Origin of the sequence: Tardiphaga sp. OK246 (assembly GCF_900188215.1) — a bacterium.
GTDB classification, from domain to species: Bacteria; Pseudomonadota; Alphaproteobacteria; order Rhizobiales; family Xanthobacteraceae; genus Tardiphaga; species Tardiphaga robiniae.
The window spans coordinates 60,203-78,666 of the sequence record NZ_FZOX01000010.1; the positions used below are offsets into that span (position 1 = coordinate 60,203).

The window sequence follows — 18,464 nt, forward strand, 5'->3', positions numbered from 1 at the left end:
GAAAGAATGTGTTTGCTGTTGCAATGTCTTGTCGCGCACATCGCTCACCATTCACATGGCCGATCGCGCGACAGAAAAATTGCACGCGCACGCAATTCACACGCTGTCACGCAGTTGACGCTGAAGCCAGATAACGAACTCGATCGGCGCGCATCGCTGTCGCTTACTGGCCCAGGTGAAATATGACCGCAGCAATTTCGGCAGACAGAACAGCCGGATCGAAGCACCAAGATCTTCCGAGTGCCGCTCTCGCATCATGTCGCAGCGCGTTCCTGTCTGTCGGGTTGTTCTCCGCCGTGGTCAACATCCTGATGCTGACCGGATCCATTTACATGCTGCAGGTCTATGACCGCGTCATTCCCTCGCGCAGCATTCCTACTCTCGTATCGCTCTCGATTATCGTAATTGCGATCTACGCTGTGCAGGGTGTTTTCGACTGGTTGCGCCAGCGGATCCTGACGCGCATCGGAGCTGCACTTGATGGCGCGTTGTGGGAGCCAGTGAATTCCGCCATTCTGCGATCGCCTTTGAAGTCCAGCCGCGGCGGCGGTGTTCAACTCGCTCATGATCTGGATTCAGTGCGCGGGTTCCTGTCCGGCCTCGGGCCGACAACGCTGTTCGATCTGCCGTGGATGCCGCTGTATCTCGCCGGGTGCTTCCTGCTGCATCCGTATCTTGGATGGACCTTGGTCGGTGGCGCAACCATTCTGTTCGGCATTGCTCTTGTTACGGAAATTCTGACACGGAAGCCCACGCGAGAAGCATCCCGCCATGCCGCCATACGCAACATCCAGCTGGAGGCAGGACGCCGCAATGCCGAGGTCGTCGCCGCCCTCGGCATGGAGCGACGAGTCATCTCACGCATCGGCGCAGCCAATGCCGATCAGATTGCTGCTCAGCAGCACGGTTCCGATATTGCCGGTGCACTTGGCACGCTGTCGAAGACCCTTCGGTTCATCTTGCAATCGGCATTGCTCGGATTAGGCGCTTGGCTGGTAATCGAAGGACAGGCCAGCAGTGGTGTCATGATTGCCTCCTCGATCATGGGCAGCCGTGCGCTGGCTCCCGTCGAACTGGCGATCTCGGTTTGGCGTCCTTTCGTCGGCGCCCGCCAGGCCTGGCAGCGGTTACGCGATGCGCTATCGTCTCAAGACGAAAGCCCTTCTGCCGTTGCGCCAGAACGTGCTCAGCACATTCTCACGGTCGATCAGGTTTTCATTGTCGCGCCGGGTGGCACCAAGGCCATCGTTCAGAATGCCACGTTCCAACTCAAAGCCGGCCAGGCTGTTGGAATCATCGGACCGTCGGCGTCGGGCAAATCCACATTGGCGCGTGCGCTGGTCGGGATCTGGCCTGCAGCGCGCGGCGAGATCCGCCTCGATGGAGCAACCCTCGACCAGTGGCCCGCCGAAATTCGGGGCGGCTTGATGGGCTATTTGCCGCAAGACGTCGAACTGTTCGACGGCACGGTGGCTGAGAACATTGCCCGCTTCGATCCGGAGATGGATGGACCGACCGTCATTGCCGCCGCAAAAGCCGCCGGTGCCTATGACATGATCCTCAACCTGCCAAAGGGCTTCGAAATGCGGATCGGGGAAGCCGGCGCTGCCCTCTCGGGTGGGCAGCGGCAACGGGTAGCGCTTGCACGCGCGCTTTATAGGGACCCGTTCATGGTGGTGCTCGACGAACCGAATGCCAATCTCGACGTCGAAGGCGACGCTGCATTGACTCAGGCAATCAAGGGCGTACGTGAACGCGGCGGAATCGCCATCATCGTCGCGCACCGTCCCGCCGCTCTCGCAGGGGTAGATCTCGTGATGACGCTCGCCAATGGCCAGGTCCAGGCATTTGGTCCGAAAGATGAAGTCCTGCGCAAGGCGCTTGCCTCGCAACACCCTGCAAACCAGGTGGCGCCACAGCCGGTGCACGAAGTCCGCATGACCGCTGACGGCCGAAGCTGAGGAAACCTGATGCCAAATTCTGCAACGCCCAACTCAAGCCGCCCTGATCCCTTCCGCGATATCCGGCGAACTGCGTATGCGGGACTAGCTATACTCGCCGTGGCGATCTCCACCGCTGGCGTCTGGGCGGCAACCGCGCCACTCGCGAGCGCGGTGATAGCGCCGGCACAGATCGTCGTCGATAGCAACGTGCGCAGGATTCAGCATCCGACCGGCGGGGTGGTCGCCGAAATTCTCGTCAACGACGGGGACCGCGTGCGCGCAGGCGACGTTCTGGTCCGGCTTGACGAGACCATGACACGAGCCAACCTAGCGCTGATCGAAAATCAGCTCAACCAGTTCTGGACGCGTCGAGCGCGGCTGCGCGCGGAACAGGATGGTCGCGACGCTTTCGTGATACCGGGCGAACTTGCGGACCGTATCGAGTTGCCCGCGATTGCCGACATCATCGCCGGTGAGACGAGCCTGTTGCTCAGACGACGCGAAGCCGTCAGCGGCCAACAGTCGCAACTGCGCGAGCGCACGTCGCAGATCGGTGAGGAGATCCACGGCCTCGCCGCTCAAATCGAGTCAAAGCGCGAACAGATTCGACTGATTCAGCGCGAACTCGAAGGGGTTCGCCAGCTCTTCGAGAAAAATCTAATTCCCTACGCACGGCTGACCACACTCGAACGCGAAGCCGCGCGACTGACCGGCGAGGAAGGACAATTGATCGCCGAAACGGCGCGGGCCAAAGGCCGCATCACCGAGACAGAACTACAGACGCTTCAGGTCGTGCAGGATCAGCGACGCGAGATCGCGACCGAGCTGCGCGAGGTGGAGATCAAGATGGCCGATCTCTCCGAGCGCCGGATCGCAGCAGTCGATCAACTCGCGCGCGTGATGCTGCGGGCGCCGCAGGACGGGATGGTTCACCAGAAGACGATCCATACGGTGGGCGGCGTTATTACTGCGGGCGAACAGTTGATGCTTATCGTCCCGGAGAAGGATTCTCTCGTGGTCGAGGCGCGGGTCGATCCGCAGATGATTGACCGTCTCCGACTAGGTCAATCCGCGAAGCTGCGCTTCACGGCTTTCGATTCCGCGATCACACCGGATCTCAACGGAAGGCTTACCCGCATAGCGGCCGATCTCACAAAAGACCAGCAGTCCGGCGCGTCCTATTATGTAGCGCGCATTAGCCTCATCGACGGAGAACTCGCCAAGCTCGGCGGGAAGGCACTTGTGCCGGGCATGCCGGTCGAAGCCTATATTCAGAATGGCTCCCGTACCGCGTTCGCCTATCTCCGCAAGCCGATCGAGGACCAACTGGCTCGCTCGTTCCGTCACGACTGAATCGAGTCGCGCCGGCCTCAACCTCCGCATTGATGACCCCATCAATCTGCGCAAGGTTTTCCGTGACTATTCATTACCCATACCGCGGCACCCTTCCCTCAGCGTCAACCTAAGCGAATCGGCGGCGACATCATGAACAGGCATGAGGGACGCGAACTGTTGCTCGCAGATACGATAGCATTCCTGCAGCAGGCGATCGGAGAAGGACTGGTGCTCGCCGTCAAGCTGAAGGCGCCGCTTTCGCCGGAGATCGTCGCCGCGGCTAGGTATTTGCGGGGATATCACGAGGGACCGAGACCGACGCAGATCGAAGAGCTGCGCAGGGAGCTCCGTACTGTCGTCGAGGTGTTCGGCAAGATGCAGTCCGCCCTGCGTCGCAGGCAACTGGGTGACGATCAGATCGCTGCCGACTGCACAACTGGAAACGATAAACCGACAATGATGAAGGCCGCCTGACAGCCCAATCCACTGCTCTTGCTGCTCCACTGAACCCGAGCCGCGCTATCTGCGACTAATCGGTATGCCACATGCCCTGACACGCGCCTGGACGAGATTGATGGACTGGATCGAGAATGCCGTCCACTTCGTGGACTGGCTGACGGACGACCCATCCCCGACCAACAAATTTCTGGAAGAGCCGCCAATTAAGGAACGAGCCACGCCGGACAAACGCTCGACACGCTAGCGCGCGACGTCACACGGATTTCAGTTGACCGAGACCGATCGCCGGCCCCGGGAGCCGCGCCAGCTTGCTGGCGCATAGGGCAACGCCGTATATGCCGATGAGCGCCTCACCGCTGCGGCGCCACGCGACACGCGGTTCTTCGGCGCAAACATCCATCCGATCAGGCCAAGCGTCGTTTTGCACGCCGTCGCGGGCGTCGACGCTGCAATCGATGTCGCCTTCAATCCAAATTGTCTGGGCATTCAAACCTCCATCCCGGAATTCCGATTACGCCAAAAGGGCGCTCCGAATCCCAGCCGAGATTGAATTTATACACCGCGAATCTTGTGGCGCACTTGCGCTGCATCAAGTCACCAATCAGTGCAGAACGGCGTGCGCCATCTGCTCATCGAACGGCCGTGCGGCCATCTGCGCACGCAGCTCGGCCAGTTCGGTCTCGAGTTGCTGATTGACGAGAATGAGTGCTGCCACGGTACCGCGGGTGTCGCCGTGGCAGGCGGCGATGAGATCGTCGACTTCCGCGTCTAACTTGGTCATTGAAAAAATCTCCTGCCGCGCTTTCGGTTGCCTTCAATAATCGGCTGAGCGTTGCATCAATATTAAACGATACCGGAGTCGTTGGCGTCATCGCCAACGTGCATGAATACCGGTTAAGAGCGCCTTTCCGGGTTCAAAGAATCCACAAGCGACTTTCTGCAATCGGTTTAGGCGACCCGTTTCAATCGCCGCGCTGCAACCGCGCGTTGATCGCAAAATCACTTGTTTCTGATTAGTCATAGTCCGCCGAACCGGCTACCGCCGTCAGGCCGATCACGATGCAAATTCAAGGACATGCCAATGATGAACGATGGTCGCCCGTTCGGGCTTTATATCAATGGCCGGTTTCAGCCAGCCTCGACCGGCCGCACCATCAAGATCGAGAACCCGAAGGACTGCAGCCATCTGGCCGATGTCGCCGAGGGGGACGAAAAGGATATCGATCTGGCCATCGACGCCGCCGAACGCGCCGGCAAAATCTGGGCGGCGACACCGGGCGCGGTCCGCGGCGACATCATGCACCGGGCTGGCGAACTTCTGGCCAAAAAGCTCCCCGAACTGGTGACCATCGAGGTCGATCAGATCGGCCGCGCCCGCCGCGAAATGACCGCCCAGCTCGGCCGGCTGCCGGAATGGTTTCGCTATTTCGGCGCTCTGGCGCGCACTCATGAGGACACCGTGCCGCCGTTCGGCGGCAACTTCCTGAATTATACCCGCCGTGTCCCGCTCGGCGTCGTCGGCCATGTGACGCCATGGAATCATCCGCTCCTGATCCTCACCAAGAAGATCGCGCCGTCGATGGCGGCCGGCAATACGATGGTGGTGAAGCCGAGCGAATTGGCGCCGATCACGCCGCTGCTGCTCGGCGATATCTTCAAGGAAGCCGGCGTGCCCGACGGCGTCTACAATGTCGTCCCCGGCTACGGTGCCACCGCCGGCAAGGCGCTGACCACCAGCAAGCGCATCAAGAAGATCGACCTCACCGGTGGCACCGAGACCGGCAAGATGGTGGCGTCCATGGCTGGCGCCAACCTCACCAAGGTCGCAGCCGAGCTTGGCGGCAAGGCCGCGGTCATCCTGTTCGACGATACGCCGATCGAGCGCGGCATCGCGGCGGCCCTGTTCGCCTCGTTCATCGCAACCGGTCAGACCTGCGTCCAGGGTGCGCGACTGCTGGTGCAACGCTCCGTGCATGACGCCGTCGTCGCCGAACTGGTGAAGCGCACCAATGCGATCCGGATCGGCGATCCGCAGGACATGGCGACGCAGATGGGCCCGCTGGTCTCGGCGAAGCAGCGCGAGCTGACCGAACGCTACGTCAAGATCGGACTCGAGGAAGGTGCGACGCTCGCCGCCGGCGGCAAGCGTCCTGACGGTAAGGCCTTCGAGAACGGCTATTATCATCAGCCGACGATCTTCACGAACGTGACCGGCAGCATGCGCATTGCGCAGGAAGAGATCTTCGGGCCGGTCGTCGTCGTGATCCCGTTCGACACCGAAGAGAAAGCCATCGCGCTGTCCAACGGCACCGAGTTCGGGTTGGCCACCTCGATCTGGACCCGCGACGTCACCCGCGCGCACCGCGTTGCGCATCGGCTGGAGAGCGGCATCGTCTGGATCAACGACCACCACCGCATCGATCCCTGCTCGCCCTGGGGCGGCTTCAAGATGAGCGGCATCGGCCGCGAGAACGGCATTGTCGCCTATGAGGAATACACCCAGATCCAGAACGTGATCGTCAATCTCTCGGACGAACCGTTCGACTGGTATGCGGACGATGGTCAGGAGAAGCGGTACAGCTGAGACGAACGTCGTTTCAGTCGAACACTCCGTCCTCATCCTGACGAGCGCGCACTTCGCGCGCGTCTCGACGGATGCACGACACACTCATGGTTCGAGACGCGCGCCAAGCGGCGCGCTCCTCACCATGAGGACAGTGAATGGGCGCTAACCAAACCCCGCCACCGCATGCGGCACATACGGCGCTTCGAGCGAGGCGATCTCCTCACTCGTCAGCTTCAACGACAGCGCCGCCACCGCATCCGTCAGATGCGCCGGCTTCGATGCACCGATGATCGGTGACGTGATGCCTTTTTTCTGCAGCAGCCAGGCCATCGCGACCTGTGCCTGCGGAACGCCGCGCGCCTTGGCGACGGCAGCAACCTGCTCGACGATCTTGCGATCGGACTCCTCGGACTGCACATAGAGCGTCTTGCCGAATTCATCGGTATTTTGACGCGCGCTGGTCTCGTCCCAGGCCCGCGTCAGGCGCCCGCGCGCCAGCGGGCTCCACGGCATGACCGCGATCTTCTGGTCGGCGCAGAGCGGCAGCATCTCGCGCTCTTCCTCGCGGTTCAGCAGATTGACATGGTTCTGCATGCTGACAAATTCGGTCCAGCCGTTCAGCCGCGAGGTATAGAGCGCCTTGGAGAATTGCCATGCATACATGCTGGACGCGCCGATATAGCGGACCTTGCCGGCTTTCACGACGTCGTGCAGCGCTTCAAGCGTCTCCTCGATGGGCGTGTTCTTGTCGAGGCGATGGATCTGGTAGAGATCGATATAATCGGTGCCGAGCCGGCGCAGGCTGTGATCGACCTCGGTCATGATCGCCTTGCGCGACAGGCCTGCCCCGTTCGGTCCCGGCCGCATCCGGTTGAAGACCTTGGTCGCCAGCACCACATCGTCACGGCGCGTGAAGTCCTTCAGCGCGCGACCGACGATCTCTTCCGAGGTGCCATCCGAATAGACATTCGCCGTGTCGAAGAAATTGATGCCGAGCTCAATAGCATGCTTGATCAGCGGCCGGCTCTTGTCCTCGTCCAGCGTCCATGCATGCGCGCCGCGATCGGAGACGCCATAGGTCATGCACCCCAGACACAGACGTGAGACATCCAGGCCTGTATTTCCAAATTTGACATAGTCCACGGCGTTTCTCCTTTGTTGTTTTATTTGCGTTTGACGAAGTCCGCAAAGGCGTCGGCATAGCCGGGATGCCAGCGCGACAGCGCCGGTCGATTTTCCACGACGTCGCCGATGGCCCACAACATGCGGCGTTCGTCGAGCGCGCGCGGCACATCGTTGTCTGGGCAGAGAATATAGAAGTCGCTGGCTTCGAGCCGTTGCATCATGAAGTCCACGGTCTGCTCGGCTGTCCACGCTGCATCCGGCTTCTCGCTGCGCCCGCCAGCTGCGAGCGGCGTGAAGACAAAGCCGGGGATCAGCAGATGTGCGGAGACCTGACATCCCTCGGTGTTGCGCAGCTCGTGCGCCAGCGCTTCGGTATAGGCTTTCACGCCGGCCTTGGAGACATTGTAGGCGGGATTGCCGGGCGGCGTTGTGATGCCCTGCTTGGAGCCCGTATTGATGATCAGGCCCGGCCGCTTGCGCGCGATCATGTCCGCAGCGAAGGCCTGACAACCATTGACGATGCCCCACAGATTGACGCCGAGCAGCCGCTCCCAATTCTCGCGCGGACCGAGCGCCGAGGTCGGCACCTGAATGCCGGCATTGTTCATCAGCACATCGCAGCCGCCGAAGCGGGCCTGCACATCGGCCGTGAGTCTGGTCATCGCGCCGACGTCACTGACATCGACAGCGGCCGTCATCACATCGTCACGCCCGCCGCGCCCCACACCGGCGATCTTGCCAGCCGCCTCAGCCAAACGATCCTCGCCAAGATCCACGATGCAGATGTGCATTCCCAGTCGCGCAAAGGCCGTCGCTGCGGCCAAGCCGATGCCTGACGCACCGCCAGTAATGACGGCAACAGAGCCTGCGGACAGAGCGGGATGGGACATGATGTTCTCCAGAACTGGGAGGTTTGCGCAAATGCGTATAGCATCAACGCGCGCCTTGGCATCTCACAACAGCGCTAACGCATGGACAGGCGTCCGTTCGCGCATGGCTATGACTTCTTCCCGTGAAACACCTCGTTCACGGTCTTGATCGCGCCGGTATCGGACGCGGCATAGCCCGGCAGCTTCACCAATGCGTCACGGAACTCGGCGCCGCGCAGCACCGCGAGAATGTGCTGCATCGGGGCCTGATCGAGCAGCGTCTCGCGGCACACGAAATAATAGTCCTCGGTCAGCAGCCGCACGAAATCCAGCCCGAATTGCCGCGCCGCAGCCTCGACGCCGAAGGCGACGTCGGCCATGTCGCTGGCGACATAAGCGGCGACGGCCGCATGGGTGAACTCCACCTGCTGATAACCGTTGATCTGCTCGGGATCGATCTTGTGTTGACGAAGCAGCTGATCGAACAGCAATCCCGTGCCGGAATCCTGATCGCGATTGACGAAGCGGATCGCAGGATTGATCAGCGCTTCCATGGAGGTGATGCGCAGCGGATTGCCCGGCTTCACCATCAGCCCCATTTCGCGGGTCGCGAAACCGACAACGCGATGGACGCGGTTGTCGACCCACTCCTTGCAGGCATTGACGCTGCGCTTGCGCAGTTCGCCGCGCGGCAGATGCACGCCGGCGAGATCGCAGGTGTTATGCGCCAGCGACACCAGCGAGGTCTGGTTGCTGACATAGCGCAGATCGATACCCGTGCCCGCCGTGGTGTTCAGCATCTCGCGCAGTTTCGACACGGCAAAACCGTGACTGGCATGAACGCGGATGACCGCGGGATGATTGGGCAGCAGCTCCTTGAGTTCGGTCGCCAGTTCCTGCGCCAGATTGTCGAGCTGCGGTCCGAGCCGCGCTTCCAGCCGCTCGCCGGCCCAGACCAATTTCTCGCCGAACGCCGTCAGCTTGGTGCCCTTGCCCTTGCTGCGCTCGACCACCGGCACGCCGAAGAAGGCCGACCAGTCATTCACCAGGCTCCACGCATGGCGGTAGGACAGCTGGTTGCGGCTGGCCGCGAGCGTCAGCTTGCCGGTCTCGTTGATGTCCTTGAGAAAGCCGAGCATCACTGATGTCGGCTGCCGCGAACCCGGCTTGCAGAATCGCCAGATAGTTTCGATATCGATGCGCATCGTGCTTCCTATCGCCCTGCCACCTATGTTCACGATTGCATATGTGCCGCCGCGCCGTGACTCACGTTCTCATATTTACTGTCGATGCCCCTCCTGATCCGATCGTCGAAACATCGGGAGGTATACACCATGCCAGAGATCTCACATGCTGATCTTGCCATTTCTGCATCGTCGAAACTGACGCGCAAACGTCTCCTCATCGACGGCCAGCAGGTCGAGCCGTTGTCCGGCCGATATTTCGATGTCCTCAATCCCGCGACGGGCGAGATCATCGCCGTCGTCGCCGAAGCCGATGCCAGCGACATCGACCGCGCCGTCCGCGCGGCGCGCAAGGCGCTTGAGGGTCCGTGGGGCCGCATGCGCGCGGCCGATCGCGGTCTTGTCCTGCAGCGCTTTGCACAACTGCTGGAAGATCACGCGCAGGAACTGATCGCGCTGGAAAGTCTCGACACCGGCAAGCCGCTCGCCGCCGTGCAGCGCCAGGACCTGCCTGCCGCCATCGACACGCTGCGCTACTATGCGGGCTGGGCCGACAAGATCAACGGACAGGTGATCCCGGCGCGCCATGACGCACTGACCTATACGGTGCGTGAGCCGATCGGCGTCGTCGGCGCCATCGTGCCATGGAATTTCCCGCTGATGATCGGGATGTGGAAGATCGCACCGGCGCTGGCCTGTGGCTGCACCGTCGTGCTGAAGCCGGCCGAGATCACGCCGCTTTCGGCACTGCGGATTGGCGAACTGGCACTGGACGCCGGCCTGCCGCCCGGCACGCTGAATATCGTGCCGGGATTTGGCAAGACCGCCGGCCGTGCCATGGTCGATCACCCCGACATTGACAAGATCACCTTCACGGGATCGCCGACCGTCGGCCGCGAAATCCTCGCCGGCGCCGCCGGCAATCTGAAACGCGTCACGCTCGAACTCGGCGGCAAATCGGCCAATGTGATCTTCGACGACGCCGATCTGGATTCCGCCGCCAAGGCCGCCGCTTCCGGCATCTTCTTCAATTCCGGCCAGGTCTGCTCGGCCGGTTCGCGCATTCTCGCGCATGCGTCGGTCTATGACGAGGTCGTGGAGCGCATGACGACCCGCGCCAAGGCCATCCGCGTCGGCGATCCCGCGCTGTCCGGTACGACAATGGGACCTATCGTCTCCGAATTGCAGATGAAGCGGGTGCTGGAATATGTCGATATCGGCACCAAGGAAGGCGCGACTGTGACGACCGGCGGCACCCGGATCGGCGACCGCGGCTATTTCGTCGCCCCCACAGTGTTCGGCAATGTCGACCACGAGATGCGCGTCTCGCAGGAGGAGATCTTCGGCCCGGTCGTCAGCATCATCAGGTTCTTCGACGAGGCCGATGCCATCAGCAAGGCCAATGGCACCAAATACAGCCTCGCCGCCGGTGTCTGGAGCTCGGATATCGGCCGCGTGCAGCGCTTCGCCAAACAGGTGAAAGCCGGCACCGTGTGGATCAACACCTATGGCTATACGGATGTCCGGCTCCCCTGGGGCGGCTCGCGCGATTCCGGCTTCGGCCGCGAACACGGCGATGCGGCGCTTGAGAACTTTACCGAGCCGAAGGCCGTCTGGATGAATCTCAACGTCTGAGGCACCCAGCGCATCCGTACGTCGCGCAAATGGTTGTTGATCGTTATATTCTTATGGATATAACGATTGCCGGTCAATTGCGCGTGAGCTCTCCTTCATGAACCGTCACCGGCGTTCTGCCGTCGCCCTGCGTCATGTCGCTTTCGAGGACCTGGGCCTGCTCTCGTCGGTACTGGATCGTGAGGGATGGGACGTCTCGTTCTGCGATGCCGCCATCGATGATGTCTCCCACCGCTCCATCGAAGATGCCGATCTGCTCGTCGTCCTCGGCGGACCCATCGGCGTCTATGAGGCCGACGCCTACCCGTTCCTGACACGTGAGATCGCCCTGCTGGAACGGCGCCTCGCGCAGGGACGCCCTACGCTCGGCATCTGCCTTGGCGCACAATTGATGGCCCGCGCGCTCGGCGCCCGCGTTTATGCCGGCGGCATCAAGGAGATCGGCTGGGGCCAGGTATCCCCGACCAAGCAGGGCGCAGCCTCATGCCTCGCGCCGCTGGCAGAGGATGGCGCCAGCGTTCTGCATTGGCATGGCGACACCTTCGATCTGCCGGAGGGTGCCATCCGTCTGGCCTCGAACGATGCCTATGACAATCAGGCCTTTGCCTATGGTCGCCATGCACTGGCGCTGCAGTTCCATCTCGAAGCCGATCCACGGCAGCTCGAGGAATGGTATGTCGGTCACGCGGTCGAACTGGCCGCCGCCGGCATTCCCATCGCGCAACTGCGTTCAAGCACCGCTGCCGTCGCCAACCGACTGCCAGCCCAGGCCGATCGCATTTTCACGCGCTGGATCCACGAGATCAGCTGAACGATTCCAGACGTAAATTCACGATCATGAATTGGTCGCGAAGACCTCCCATGCAAGTCGAGTCGGGTTCCCCGCCTTTACCCGTTTCGCGAAAACGATATATTCCGCGCGCTACAACGGCACTTCAAACAAACGTCCGGGAGGATCACATTATGGGCTTGATGCAGCCAATCTCTGCCACCGCGCACCCTTACGCGAACGGCTCCTACAAGCAGATGCTGATCGACGGCAAATGGCAGGACGCCCAATCCGGCAAGAAGTTCGAGACGCATAATCCGGCCACCGGCGAACTGCTCGCCACCGTCGCCGAAGGCGATGCTGGGGATATCGACCTTGCGGTCGCCGCCGCCCGCCGCGCCTTCGAAGGCCCATGGAGCAAGGCCAAGCCCTACGAGCGCCAGGCGCTGCTGCTGAAATTCGCCGAGCTTGTCGAGAAGCATTTCGATGAACTCGCGATGCTCGATACACTCGATATGGGCGCGCCTGTCATGCGCACTTTCGCTGGCAAGCAGCGCATCCTCGGCATGCTGCGCTTCTATGCCGGCCAGGCCACGCTGATCTACGGCGAGACCATCGAGAACTCGCTGCCGGGCGAGATCTTCTCCTACACGCTGAAGGAGCCCGTCGGCGTCGTCGGCGCGATCATTCCGTGGAACTCGCCGCTGTCAGCCAGCATCTGGAAGATCGGCCCTGCCATCGCCACCGGCTGCACCATTGTGCTGAAGCCGGCGGAAGAAGCCCCGCTGACCTCGCTACGCCTCGGAGAGCTGGCCTTGGAAGCCGGCTTCCCGGCTGGCGTCATCAACGTCGTGCCGGGCTATGGCGAAACCGCCGGCGCCGCGCTGGCCTCGCATATGGACGTCAACAAGGTCGCCTTCACCGGCTCCCACTTCACCGGCCAGTCGATCATCCGCGCCTCGGCCGGCAACCTCAAGCGCGTGTCGCTCGAGCTCGGCGGCAAGTCGCCGAACATCGTGTTCTCGGATGCCGACCTCGATGCCGCTGTTCCTGGTGCTGCCATGGCGGTGTTCGCGAATTCAGGCCAGATCTGCAGCGCCGGTACGCGTTTGTTCGTCGAAAAGAAGATCTATGACGAATTCGTTGGCCGCGTCGCCGAATTCGCCAAGAAGCTGAAGGTCGGTAATGGTGCCAACCCCGACACCCAGCTCGGGCCATTGGTCTCCAAGGAACAGCTCGACCGCGTCACCGGCTATCTCACCACCGGAAGCGGCGAAGGCGCCAAGGCGCTGTCCGGCGGTGGCCGCCTGATGGACGGCGAACTGTCGAAGGGCTTCTTCGTGCAGCCGACCGTGTTCGCCAACGTCCAGGACAGCATGAAGATCGCGCAGGAAGAGATCTTCGGGCCGGTGATTTCGGCGATCTCCTTCACCGACATGGACGAACTGGTGCAGCGCGCCAACAACACCACCTTCGGCCTCGGCAGCGGCGTCTGGACCAGGGATGTCAGCAAGGCGCATCGCCTCGCGAAGTCCCTGCAGGCCGGCTCGGTCTGGATCAATTGCTATCAGGCGATGGATCCTGCCGTGCCGTTTGGCGGCTACAAGATGAGTGGCTACGGACGCGAGTCCGGCGTCCACCACGTCGACGAATATCTGAACATCAAGGCGGTCTGGATCAACACCTGATCGCCGCTGTCCTCGAAAGAGAAAAGGCGCCGAGCAACGAGCCGCCGTCATTGCAAGGAGCCCTTGCGACGAACATTGGCGATTAAGCAGCCGGCGCGGCACCGTATCGATCGCGCAGCTTGCGCTTGAAGATCTTGCCGGTCGACTCGCGCGGCAGCGCCGTGTGGAAGTGGATTTCCTTCGGCACCTTGAAGTTGGCAAGCCGCTGCTTGAGATAGGCTTGGATCTCGGACGAGGAGAGTTGCGTATCATCTTCGAGTTCGACGCAGCCCACCAGTCGTTCGCCGAATTCGTCGTCGGGCACGCCGAACACCGCGCAGTCCCGCACGCCGTCCATGCCGATCAGCGTGTTCTCGATCTCGGCGGGATAGATGTTGACGCCGCCGGAGATGACCATGTCGCGCTTGCGATCACACATGAAGAGATAGCCGTCCCCGTCGAGATAGCCGACGTCACCGACGCTGATCAGGCCCTCGCGGCCGGCTTCGGCCCGTGCGTCGGGGCGGCCCTGATAGTCGAAATCCGGCACCGAGGTCTGCCGCATGAAGATTTCACCGGGCACATTGACCGGACATTCCTTGCCGTCCGCATCGAAGATCTTGACCACGCCCCCCTCGATGGTGCGACCGACGGTGCCCGGCTTCCTCAGCGCCTCCTCCGATGAATGCCAGATCGGTACCCCGGTTTCGGTGGAACCGAGATATTCGTTGATCACCGGTCCCCACCACGCAATCATCGCCTGCTTGACATGGATCGGGCACGGCGCTGCGCCATGGATGATGAAGCGCAGCGACGACAGGTCGTAGCGCGACTTCACCTCGTCCGGCAGACGCAGCAGCCGCACGAACATAGTCGGCACCATATGCATGTTGGTGATGCGGTGCTTCTCGGTGAGCTGCAGCAGATCCTCGGGATCGAAACGCGGTTCGAGCACGATCGTGCTGCCATGACGGAATGCCATCAGCCCGTAGGAGCTTGGCGCCGAGTGATACATCGGCCCGTTCATCAGGATGATCTGATCCTCGTTCGGCTTCAGCCCATAGGCGATGCCGCCGACGCGCTCGGATGCCGCAGCCTGTTCCGGCGTCATGGCCGCGCGGGTCACGCCCTTGGGACGGCCCGTGGTGCCCGACGTGTAGAACATGGTCAGCGCGCGCTTGGGAACGTTCTCCATCGGCGCATGCAACTCGCGCCAGACATCGAAGTCCGTGGCGCCTGCAGGCACCTCGGTCGCAGCTTCGGCAACACCATAGGCGACTGCGATCTCCGGCGGCGTGCGGACGATCAGGATCGGAAATCCCGCGGGCAAATTATCTTTGATCTGCGGCAAAAGATCAGCGTGGCAGACCAGCAGTTTCGCACCGCTGTCGGCGAGGATGTAGCTGACCTCCTCACCTTTAAGGTGCCAGTTGATCGGGACCACACGCGCGCCGAGCGCACCTGCGCCGAACGCCGTCTCGAACAGCGCGAAATCGTTGCGCAGCATCATGCCGACCGGCGCATCGGCGCCTGCGCCGAGGCTCTTGAACCCGGTCGCCACCTTGGCAATGCGCTGCATGATGTCCGGATAGCTGATCGCCCGGTCGCCGCTGATAATCATTGTCCGCCCTTATATTGTTCTTGAATCGATCGAAGCCATCGCTGGCTTCGATCCTTGTTCTGTCGATGTGATGGTACAGATGCTCACTGGTCGTCGAGCAATTCGCCAAAGCCTTCCCAGTTCTTGCCGTTGAAACGGCGCAGCCGCAGTTGCTGGAACGAAAGATAGTCATCCTTGTCGGTATTGACCGTGACGCCCGACAGCAACAGCGGCAGCTTGACGTTCTTCATCGACGTCGCCTGACGCAGGATATTCTCCCGGCTGACGTCATCGCCGCACGCTTTCAGGATATGCGTGATGAGATGCGCATTCAGGAAGCCGGTCGCATAATTGGTGTTGCGCGGATCGGCTGACGGCAGGCTCTCTTTCATGAAAGCGAAATAGGCCTTCACGTCCTCGTCGTTGGCCCATGACGCGTCATTGATGTCTTTCTGATAACTCGACGTGATCAGGCCGGTGGCGTTGTCCAGACCTGCCGGCTCCAGAAAGGTGATCGACGAAGCGGACGTGGGGACGAACATCAGGTCCGGCTTCCAGCCGATTTCCGCAGCGCCCTTGATCATCTGCGACGAGAATTTGCCGACCACCGCGCCAAACAGCACATTCGCGCCGGACGATTTGAGCGCCGCAAGCTGCGACGAGATCGTCGGCGCACTGGTCTCATAGGTCGCCTCGGATACGATCATACTGGCGGCCTTGTCGCCCAGCGCACGTTTAAAGCCAGCCACATAGTCTTTGCCGAGATCGTCGTTCTGCGCGAGAATGGCGATCTTGGCACCCGGCTTGGTCTTCAACACGTGCTTGGCGTAGACAACGCCTTCCGATTCATAGGCGGCCATGCCCGGCATGGTCCACGGAAAACCTTTCGGATCCGCCCATTTGGTCGCGCCTGATAGCACGAACAGCTGCGGAATTTTCTTGCTGTTCAAATAGCGATGCACCGCGTTGTTGGTCGCGGTGCCGAGCGTCCCGAACATCATCAGAACCTCATCCTGCTCCACCAGTTTGCGGGTCTGCTCCACGGTCTTCGGCGGCGAATAGGCGTCATCGAGACTGATGAACTTGATCTTGCGCCCGTTAATGCCGCCTTCGGCGTTGAGCTTGGCAAAATAGGCTTCCTGCGCGCGGCCGATCACGCCGAAGCCCGAGAGCGGCCCGCTATAGGGAAGCGTCTGCCCGATCTTGATCTCTTCCTTGCTGTTGGCCGCAGCTTGCGTCGGCGCATTCACGCAGACGGCAAAAGCGAACAGCCCAAGCGTCCTCAGCATGACTGATGTCATGATTGTCTTCTCCCCGTTATATTTTTATCGGGCCGCGCTTATGCGCGTGCCCGTCTCGCAAAGTCTCCGGTCGCTTCCGCATATTCGCGCTTCAGGCGATCCACGAGTTCTGCCACCGGGGGAGCATCAACGATCTGGCCGATACCCTGGCCGCAACCCCAGATGTCCTTCCAGGCCTTGACCTTCATGTTACCGCCGGAGCCGAAGTTCATCTTGGTCTTGTCAGCCACCGGAAGATTGTCGGGATCGAGGCCGGCGGCTGCGATGGACGGGCCGAGATAGTTGCCGTGAATACCGGTGAACAGGTTGGTGTAGACCGTGTCATGCGCGGCGAATTCGGTCAGCGCCTTCTTGTAGGCCGGGTCGGCATTAGCTTCTTCGGTCGCAATGAAGCGCGTGCCCATATAAGCGAGATCTGCGCCGAGCGCGAGCGCCGACGCAATCCCGTAGCCGTCGGAGATTGCACCAGATACCAGCACAGTCCCCTTGAACCACTGCTTCACTTCGCGCACCAGCGCGAAGGGTGACAACGTACCGGCATGACCCCCGGCACCGGCGCAGACCAGGATCAGGCCATCGACGCCCTGCTCGGCTGCCTTGCGCGCATGCTTGACGTTGATAACGTCATGAAACACGACGCCGCCATAGGAATGCGCGGCCTCGACGATCTCCGAGGGCGGGCGCAACGAGGTGATGATGATCGGAACCTTGTGCTTCACACAGGTTTCCATGTCCTTCATCAACCGGTCGTTGGACGCGTGGCAGATCTGGTTGACCGCATAGGGCGCGACCTTCTTGCCGGGATTCTTCGCTTTGTATTCGCCGAGCTCATCCTCGATGCGCGTCAGCCACTGATCGAGCACTTCCACCGGCCGCGCATTCAGCGCTGGAAACGAACCGACGATACCGGCCTTGCATTGCGCAATGACGAGTTCAGGACCGGAGACGATGAACAGCGGGGAACCGAGCACAGGCAGCTCGAGGGTGCCATCGAGAGCTTTGGGGAGCGACATAAGCGTTTCCTTATATTTTTTATAACCGAACTATAGGGGTTGACCGCCCGTGCGTGTTGTTCGAATTTGAACAATAGGCCTTCCGGATTTGATCACATGGACTGGGATCTCTGTCGCACCTTCAATGCCGTGGTCGACGCCGGAAGCTATCTCGGCGCGTCCAGGCAGTTGCGCACCAGCCACCCGACCGTCAGCCGCGAGGTCGCGGCGCTGGAGAAGCAACTTGGCACCAAGCTGTTCGTGCGCTCCGACGAAGGGCTGGTGCTGACTGCCCGCGGGCGGCGGTTTCACGAGAGCACCAAAGCGATGGCCGAGGCCGCGCTGAAAGCAGAAGCTGCCGCCGGCGCGTCGGGCCAGAGCGCACGCGGCGTGGTCAAGGTGTCGATCGGACCGACGCTGGCGAACTTCTGGTTGATGCCGCATATCGGTGCTTTCATCCGCCAGCATCCGCATGTCGAGATCCAGCTGGTGACGCATCCCTTCCCGGTCAGCGTGCGCAAGCGCGAAGCTGATATCGTGCTGCGCCTCTATCAGACCGGCGACGAAAATCTCACGGGACGGAAAATAGCCAAGCTCGGCGTCGGCTTCTATGCCTCGCGCGACTATGCGGCGCGATACCCGCTGCCGGAGCAGCGCGCTGCGTGGAAAGACCATACGGTCATCGGCTTCGCCGACAAATCGTCGAATTCCGAACTGGGGCGCTGGAGCGACCACATCACCAAGGATGCGACCGTCGCCATCCGCTGCTCGTCGCAAGCGGATATGCTCGCAGCGGTCCGCGCAGGGATCGGCATCTGCGTGCTGTCATGCATCGTCGGCGACGCCCATCCGGATCTGGTCCGCGTCGCACCGCAGAAGCTGGCCAGCCTCTCAGACATCTGGCTGCTGGCCCATCCCGACCTCGTCGATCAGCCGTCGGTGCGCGCCGTGCTGGAATTCATCACTGCCTGCGCGCGCGACGACCGCGCGCTGTTACGCGGCCGTTGATGTCGCACCCT

The 18,464-nt window shown here is 61.6% G+C and carries 17 protein-coding genes; 9 read left to right on the top strand and 8 right to left on the bottom strand.

What is annotated here, in order from left to right; genetic code table 11:
- Positions 1-182: 182 nt before the first annotated feature.
- The 4 genes from CHC01_RS29980 (at position 183) to CHC01_RS33365 (ending at position 3,981) form a co-directional block, all read left to right on the top strand.
- Complete coding sequence (locus tag CHC01_RS29980; RefSeq protein ID WP_089267997.1) at positions 183-1,961, top strand: type I secretion system permease/ATPase; 1,779 nt, start codon at positions 183-185, stop codon at positions 1,959-1,961.
- A 9-nt stretch (positions 1,962-1,970) separates the two neighbouring features.
- Complete coding sequence (locus tag CHC01_RS29985) at positions 1,971-3,296, top strand: HlyD family type I secretion periplasmic adaptor subunit (protein ID WP_089267998.1); 1,326 nt, start codon at positions 1,971-1,973, stop codon at positions 3,294-3,296.
- Between the two features lie 132 nt (positions 3,297-3,428).
- On the top strand, positions 3,429-3,752 hold the full coding sequence (locus tag CHC01_RS29990; protein WP_089267999.1) for a hypothetical protein: 324 nt from the start codon (positions 3,429-3,431) through the stop codon (positions 3,750-3,752).
- Positions 3,753-3,852: 100 nt separating this feature from the next.
- Positions 3,853-3,981: a hypothetical protein gene (locus CHC01_RS33365; RefSeq protein WP_283805469.1), complete on the top strand. Its 129-nt coding sequence runs from the start codon at positions 3,853-3,855 to the stop codon at positions 3,979-3,981.
- A gap of 9 nt (positions 3,982-3,990) precedes the next feature.
- Here the strand turns inward: CHC01_RS33365 and CHC01_RS29995 are convergent, their stop codons facing one another.
- Both CHC01_RS29995 and CHC01_RS30000 read right to left on the bottom strand, forming a co-directional pair.
- On the bottom strand, positions 3,991-4,227 hold the full coding sequence (locus CHC01_RS29995; RefSeq protein ID WP_089268000.1) for a hypothetical protein: 237 nt from the start codon (positions 4,225-4,227) through the stop codon (positions 3,991-3,993).
- Positions 4,228-4,338: 111 nt separating this feature from the next.
- A complete protein-coding gene (locus CHC01_RS30000) occupies positions 4,339-4,518 on the bottom strand; it encodes a hypothetical protein (RefSeq protein WP_089268001.1) in 180 nt (59 codons plus the stop codon).
- Between the two features lie 300 nt (positions 4,519-4,818).
- On the opposite strand from CHC01_RS30000, the gene CHC01_RS30005 reads away from it, so the two are divergent.
- Positions 4,819-6,321 (top strand): aldehyde dehydrogenase, encoded by a 1,503-nt coding sequence (locus tag CHC01_RS30005; RefSeq protein WP_176454752.1) that lies wholly within the window; start codon positions 4,819-4,821, stop codon positions 6,319-6,321.
- A 144-nt stretch (positions 6,322-6,465) separates the two neighbouring features.
- Here CHC01_RS30005 and CHC01_RS30010 read toward each other — a convergent pair whose 3' ends face one another.
- From CHC01_RS30010 to CHC01_RS30020, 3 genes are all read right to left on the bottom strand, one after another.
- Positions 6,466-7,446, bottom strand: coding sequence for an aldo/keto reductase (locus CHC01_RS30010; RefSeq protein WP_089268003.1), 981 nt, complete (start codon positions 7,444-7,446; stop codon positions 6,466-6,468).
- 20 nt (positions 7,447-7,466) lie between these two features.
- Positions 7,467-8,318, bottom strand: coding sequence for an SDR family NAD(P)-dependent oxidoreductase (locus CHC01_RS30015; RefSeq protein WP_089268004.1), 852 nt, complete (start codon positions 8,316-8,318; stop codon positions 7,467-7,469).
- A gap of 107 nt (positions 8,319-8,425) precedes the next feature.
- On the bottom strand, positions 8,426-9,502 hold the full coding sequence (locus tag CHC01_RS30020) for a substrate-binding domain-containing protein (RefSeq protein WP_089268005.1): 1,077 nt from the start codon (positions 9,500-9,502) through the stop codon (positions 8,426-8,428).
- Between the two features lie 129 nt (positions 9,503-9,631).
- Between CHC01_RS30020 and CHC01_RS30025 the strand changes: the two genes are divergently transcribed.
- The 3 genes from CHC01_RS30025 (at position 9,632) to CHC01_RS30035 (ending at position 13,573) form a co-directional block, all read left to right on the top strand.
- Positions 9,632-11,116 (top strand): aldehyde dehydrogenase family protein, encoded by a 1,485-nt coding sequence (locus CHC01_RS30025; protein ID WP_089268006.1) that lies wholly within the window; start codon positions 9,632-9,634, stop codon positions 11,114-11,116.
- Positions 11,117-11,213: 97 nt separating this feature from the next.
- Entirely contained in the window at positions 11,214-11,927 is a 714-nt protein-coding gene (locus CHC01_RS30030; RefSeq protein ID WP_089268007.1) for a glutamine amidotransferase, read from the top strand.
- 152 nt (positions 11,928-12,079) lie between these two features.
- Positions 12,080-13,573 carry an aldehyde dehydrogenase family protein gene (locus CHC01_RS30035; protein ID WP_089268008.1) on the top strand — a complete coding sequence of 498 codons (1,494 nt, stop codon included), beginning with the start codon at positions 12,080-12,082 and terminating at the stop codon, positions 13,571-13,573.
- 82 nt (positions 13,574-13,655) lie between these two features.
- Here the strand turns inward: CHC01_RS30035 and CHC01_RS30040 are convergent, their stop codons facing one another.
- The 3 genes from CHC01_RS30040 to CHC01_RS30050 all read right to left on the bottom strand — a co-directional run bounded on the left by CHC01_RS30040 (position 13,656) and on the right by CHC01_RS30050 (position 17,466).
- Positions 13,656-15,173: an acyl-CoA synthetase gene (locus CHC01_RS30040; protein WP_089268009.1), complete on the bottom strand. Its 1,518-nt coding sequence runs from the start codon at positions 15,171-15,173 to the stop codon at positions 13,656-13,658.
- 83 nt (positions 15,174-15,256) lie between these two features.
- Positions 15,257-16,441: an ABC transporter substrate-binding protein gene (locus tag CHC01_RS30045; RefSeq protein ID WP_439084196.1), complete on the bottom strand. Its 1,185-nt coding sequence runs from the start codon at positions 16,439-16,441 to the stop codon at positions 15,257-15,259.
- 50 nt (positions 16,442-16,491) lie between these two features.
- Complete coding sequence (locus tag CHC01_RS30050; RefSeq protein ID WP_089268011.1) at positions 16,492-17,466, bottom strand: NAD(P)H-dependent flavin oxidoreductase; 975 nt, start codon at positions 17,464-17,466, stop codon at positions 16,492-16,494.
- A 96-nt stretch (positions 17,467-17,562) separates the two neighbouring features.
- Between CHC01_RS30050 and CHC01_RS30055 the strand changes: the two genes are divergently transcribed.
- A complete protein-coding gene (locus tag CHC01_RS30055; protein WP_089268012.1) occupies positions 17,563-18,453 on the top strand; it encodes a LysR family transcriptional regulator in 891 nt (296 codons plus the stop codon).
- The last annotated feature ends 11 nt before the right edge of the window (positions 18,454-18,464 follow it).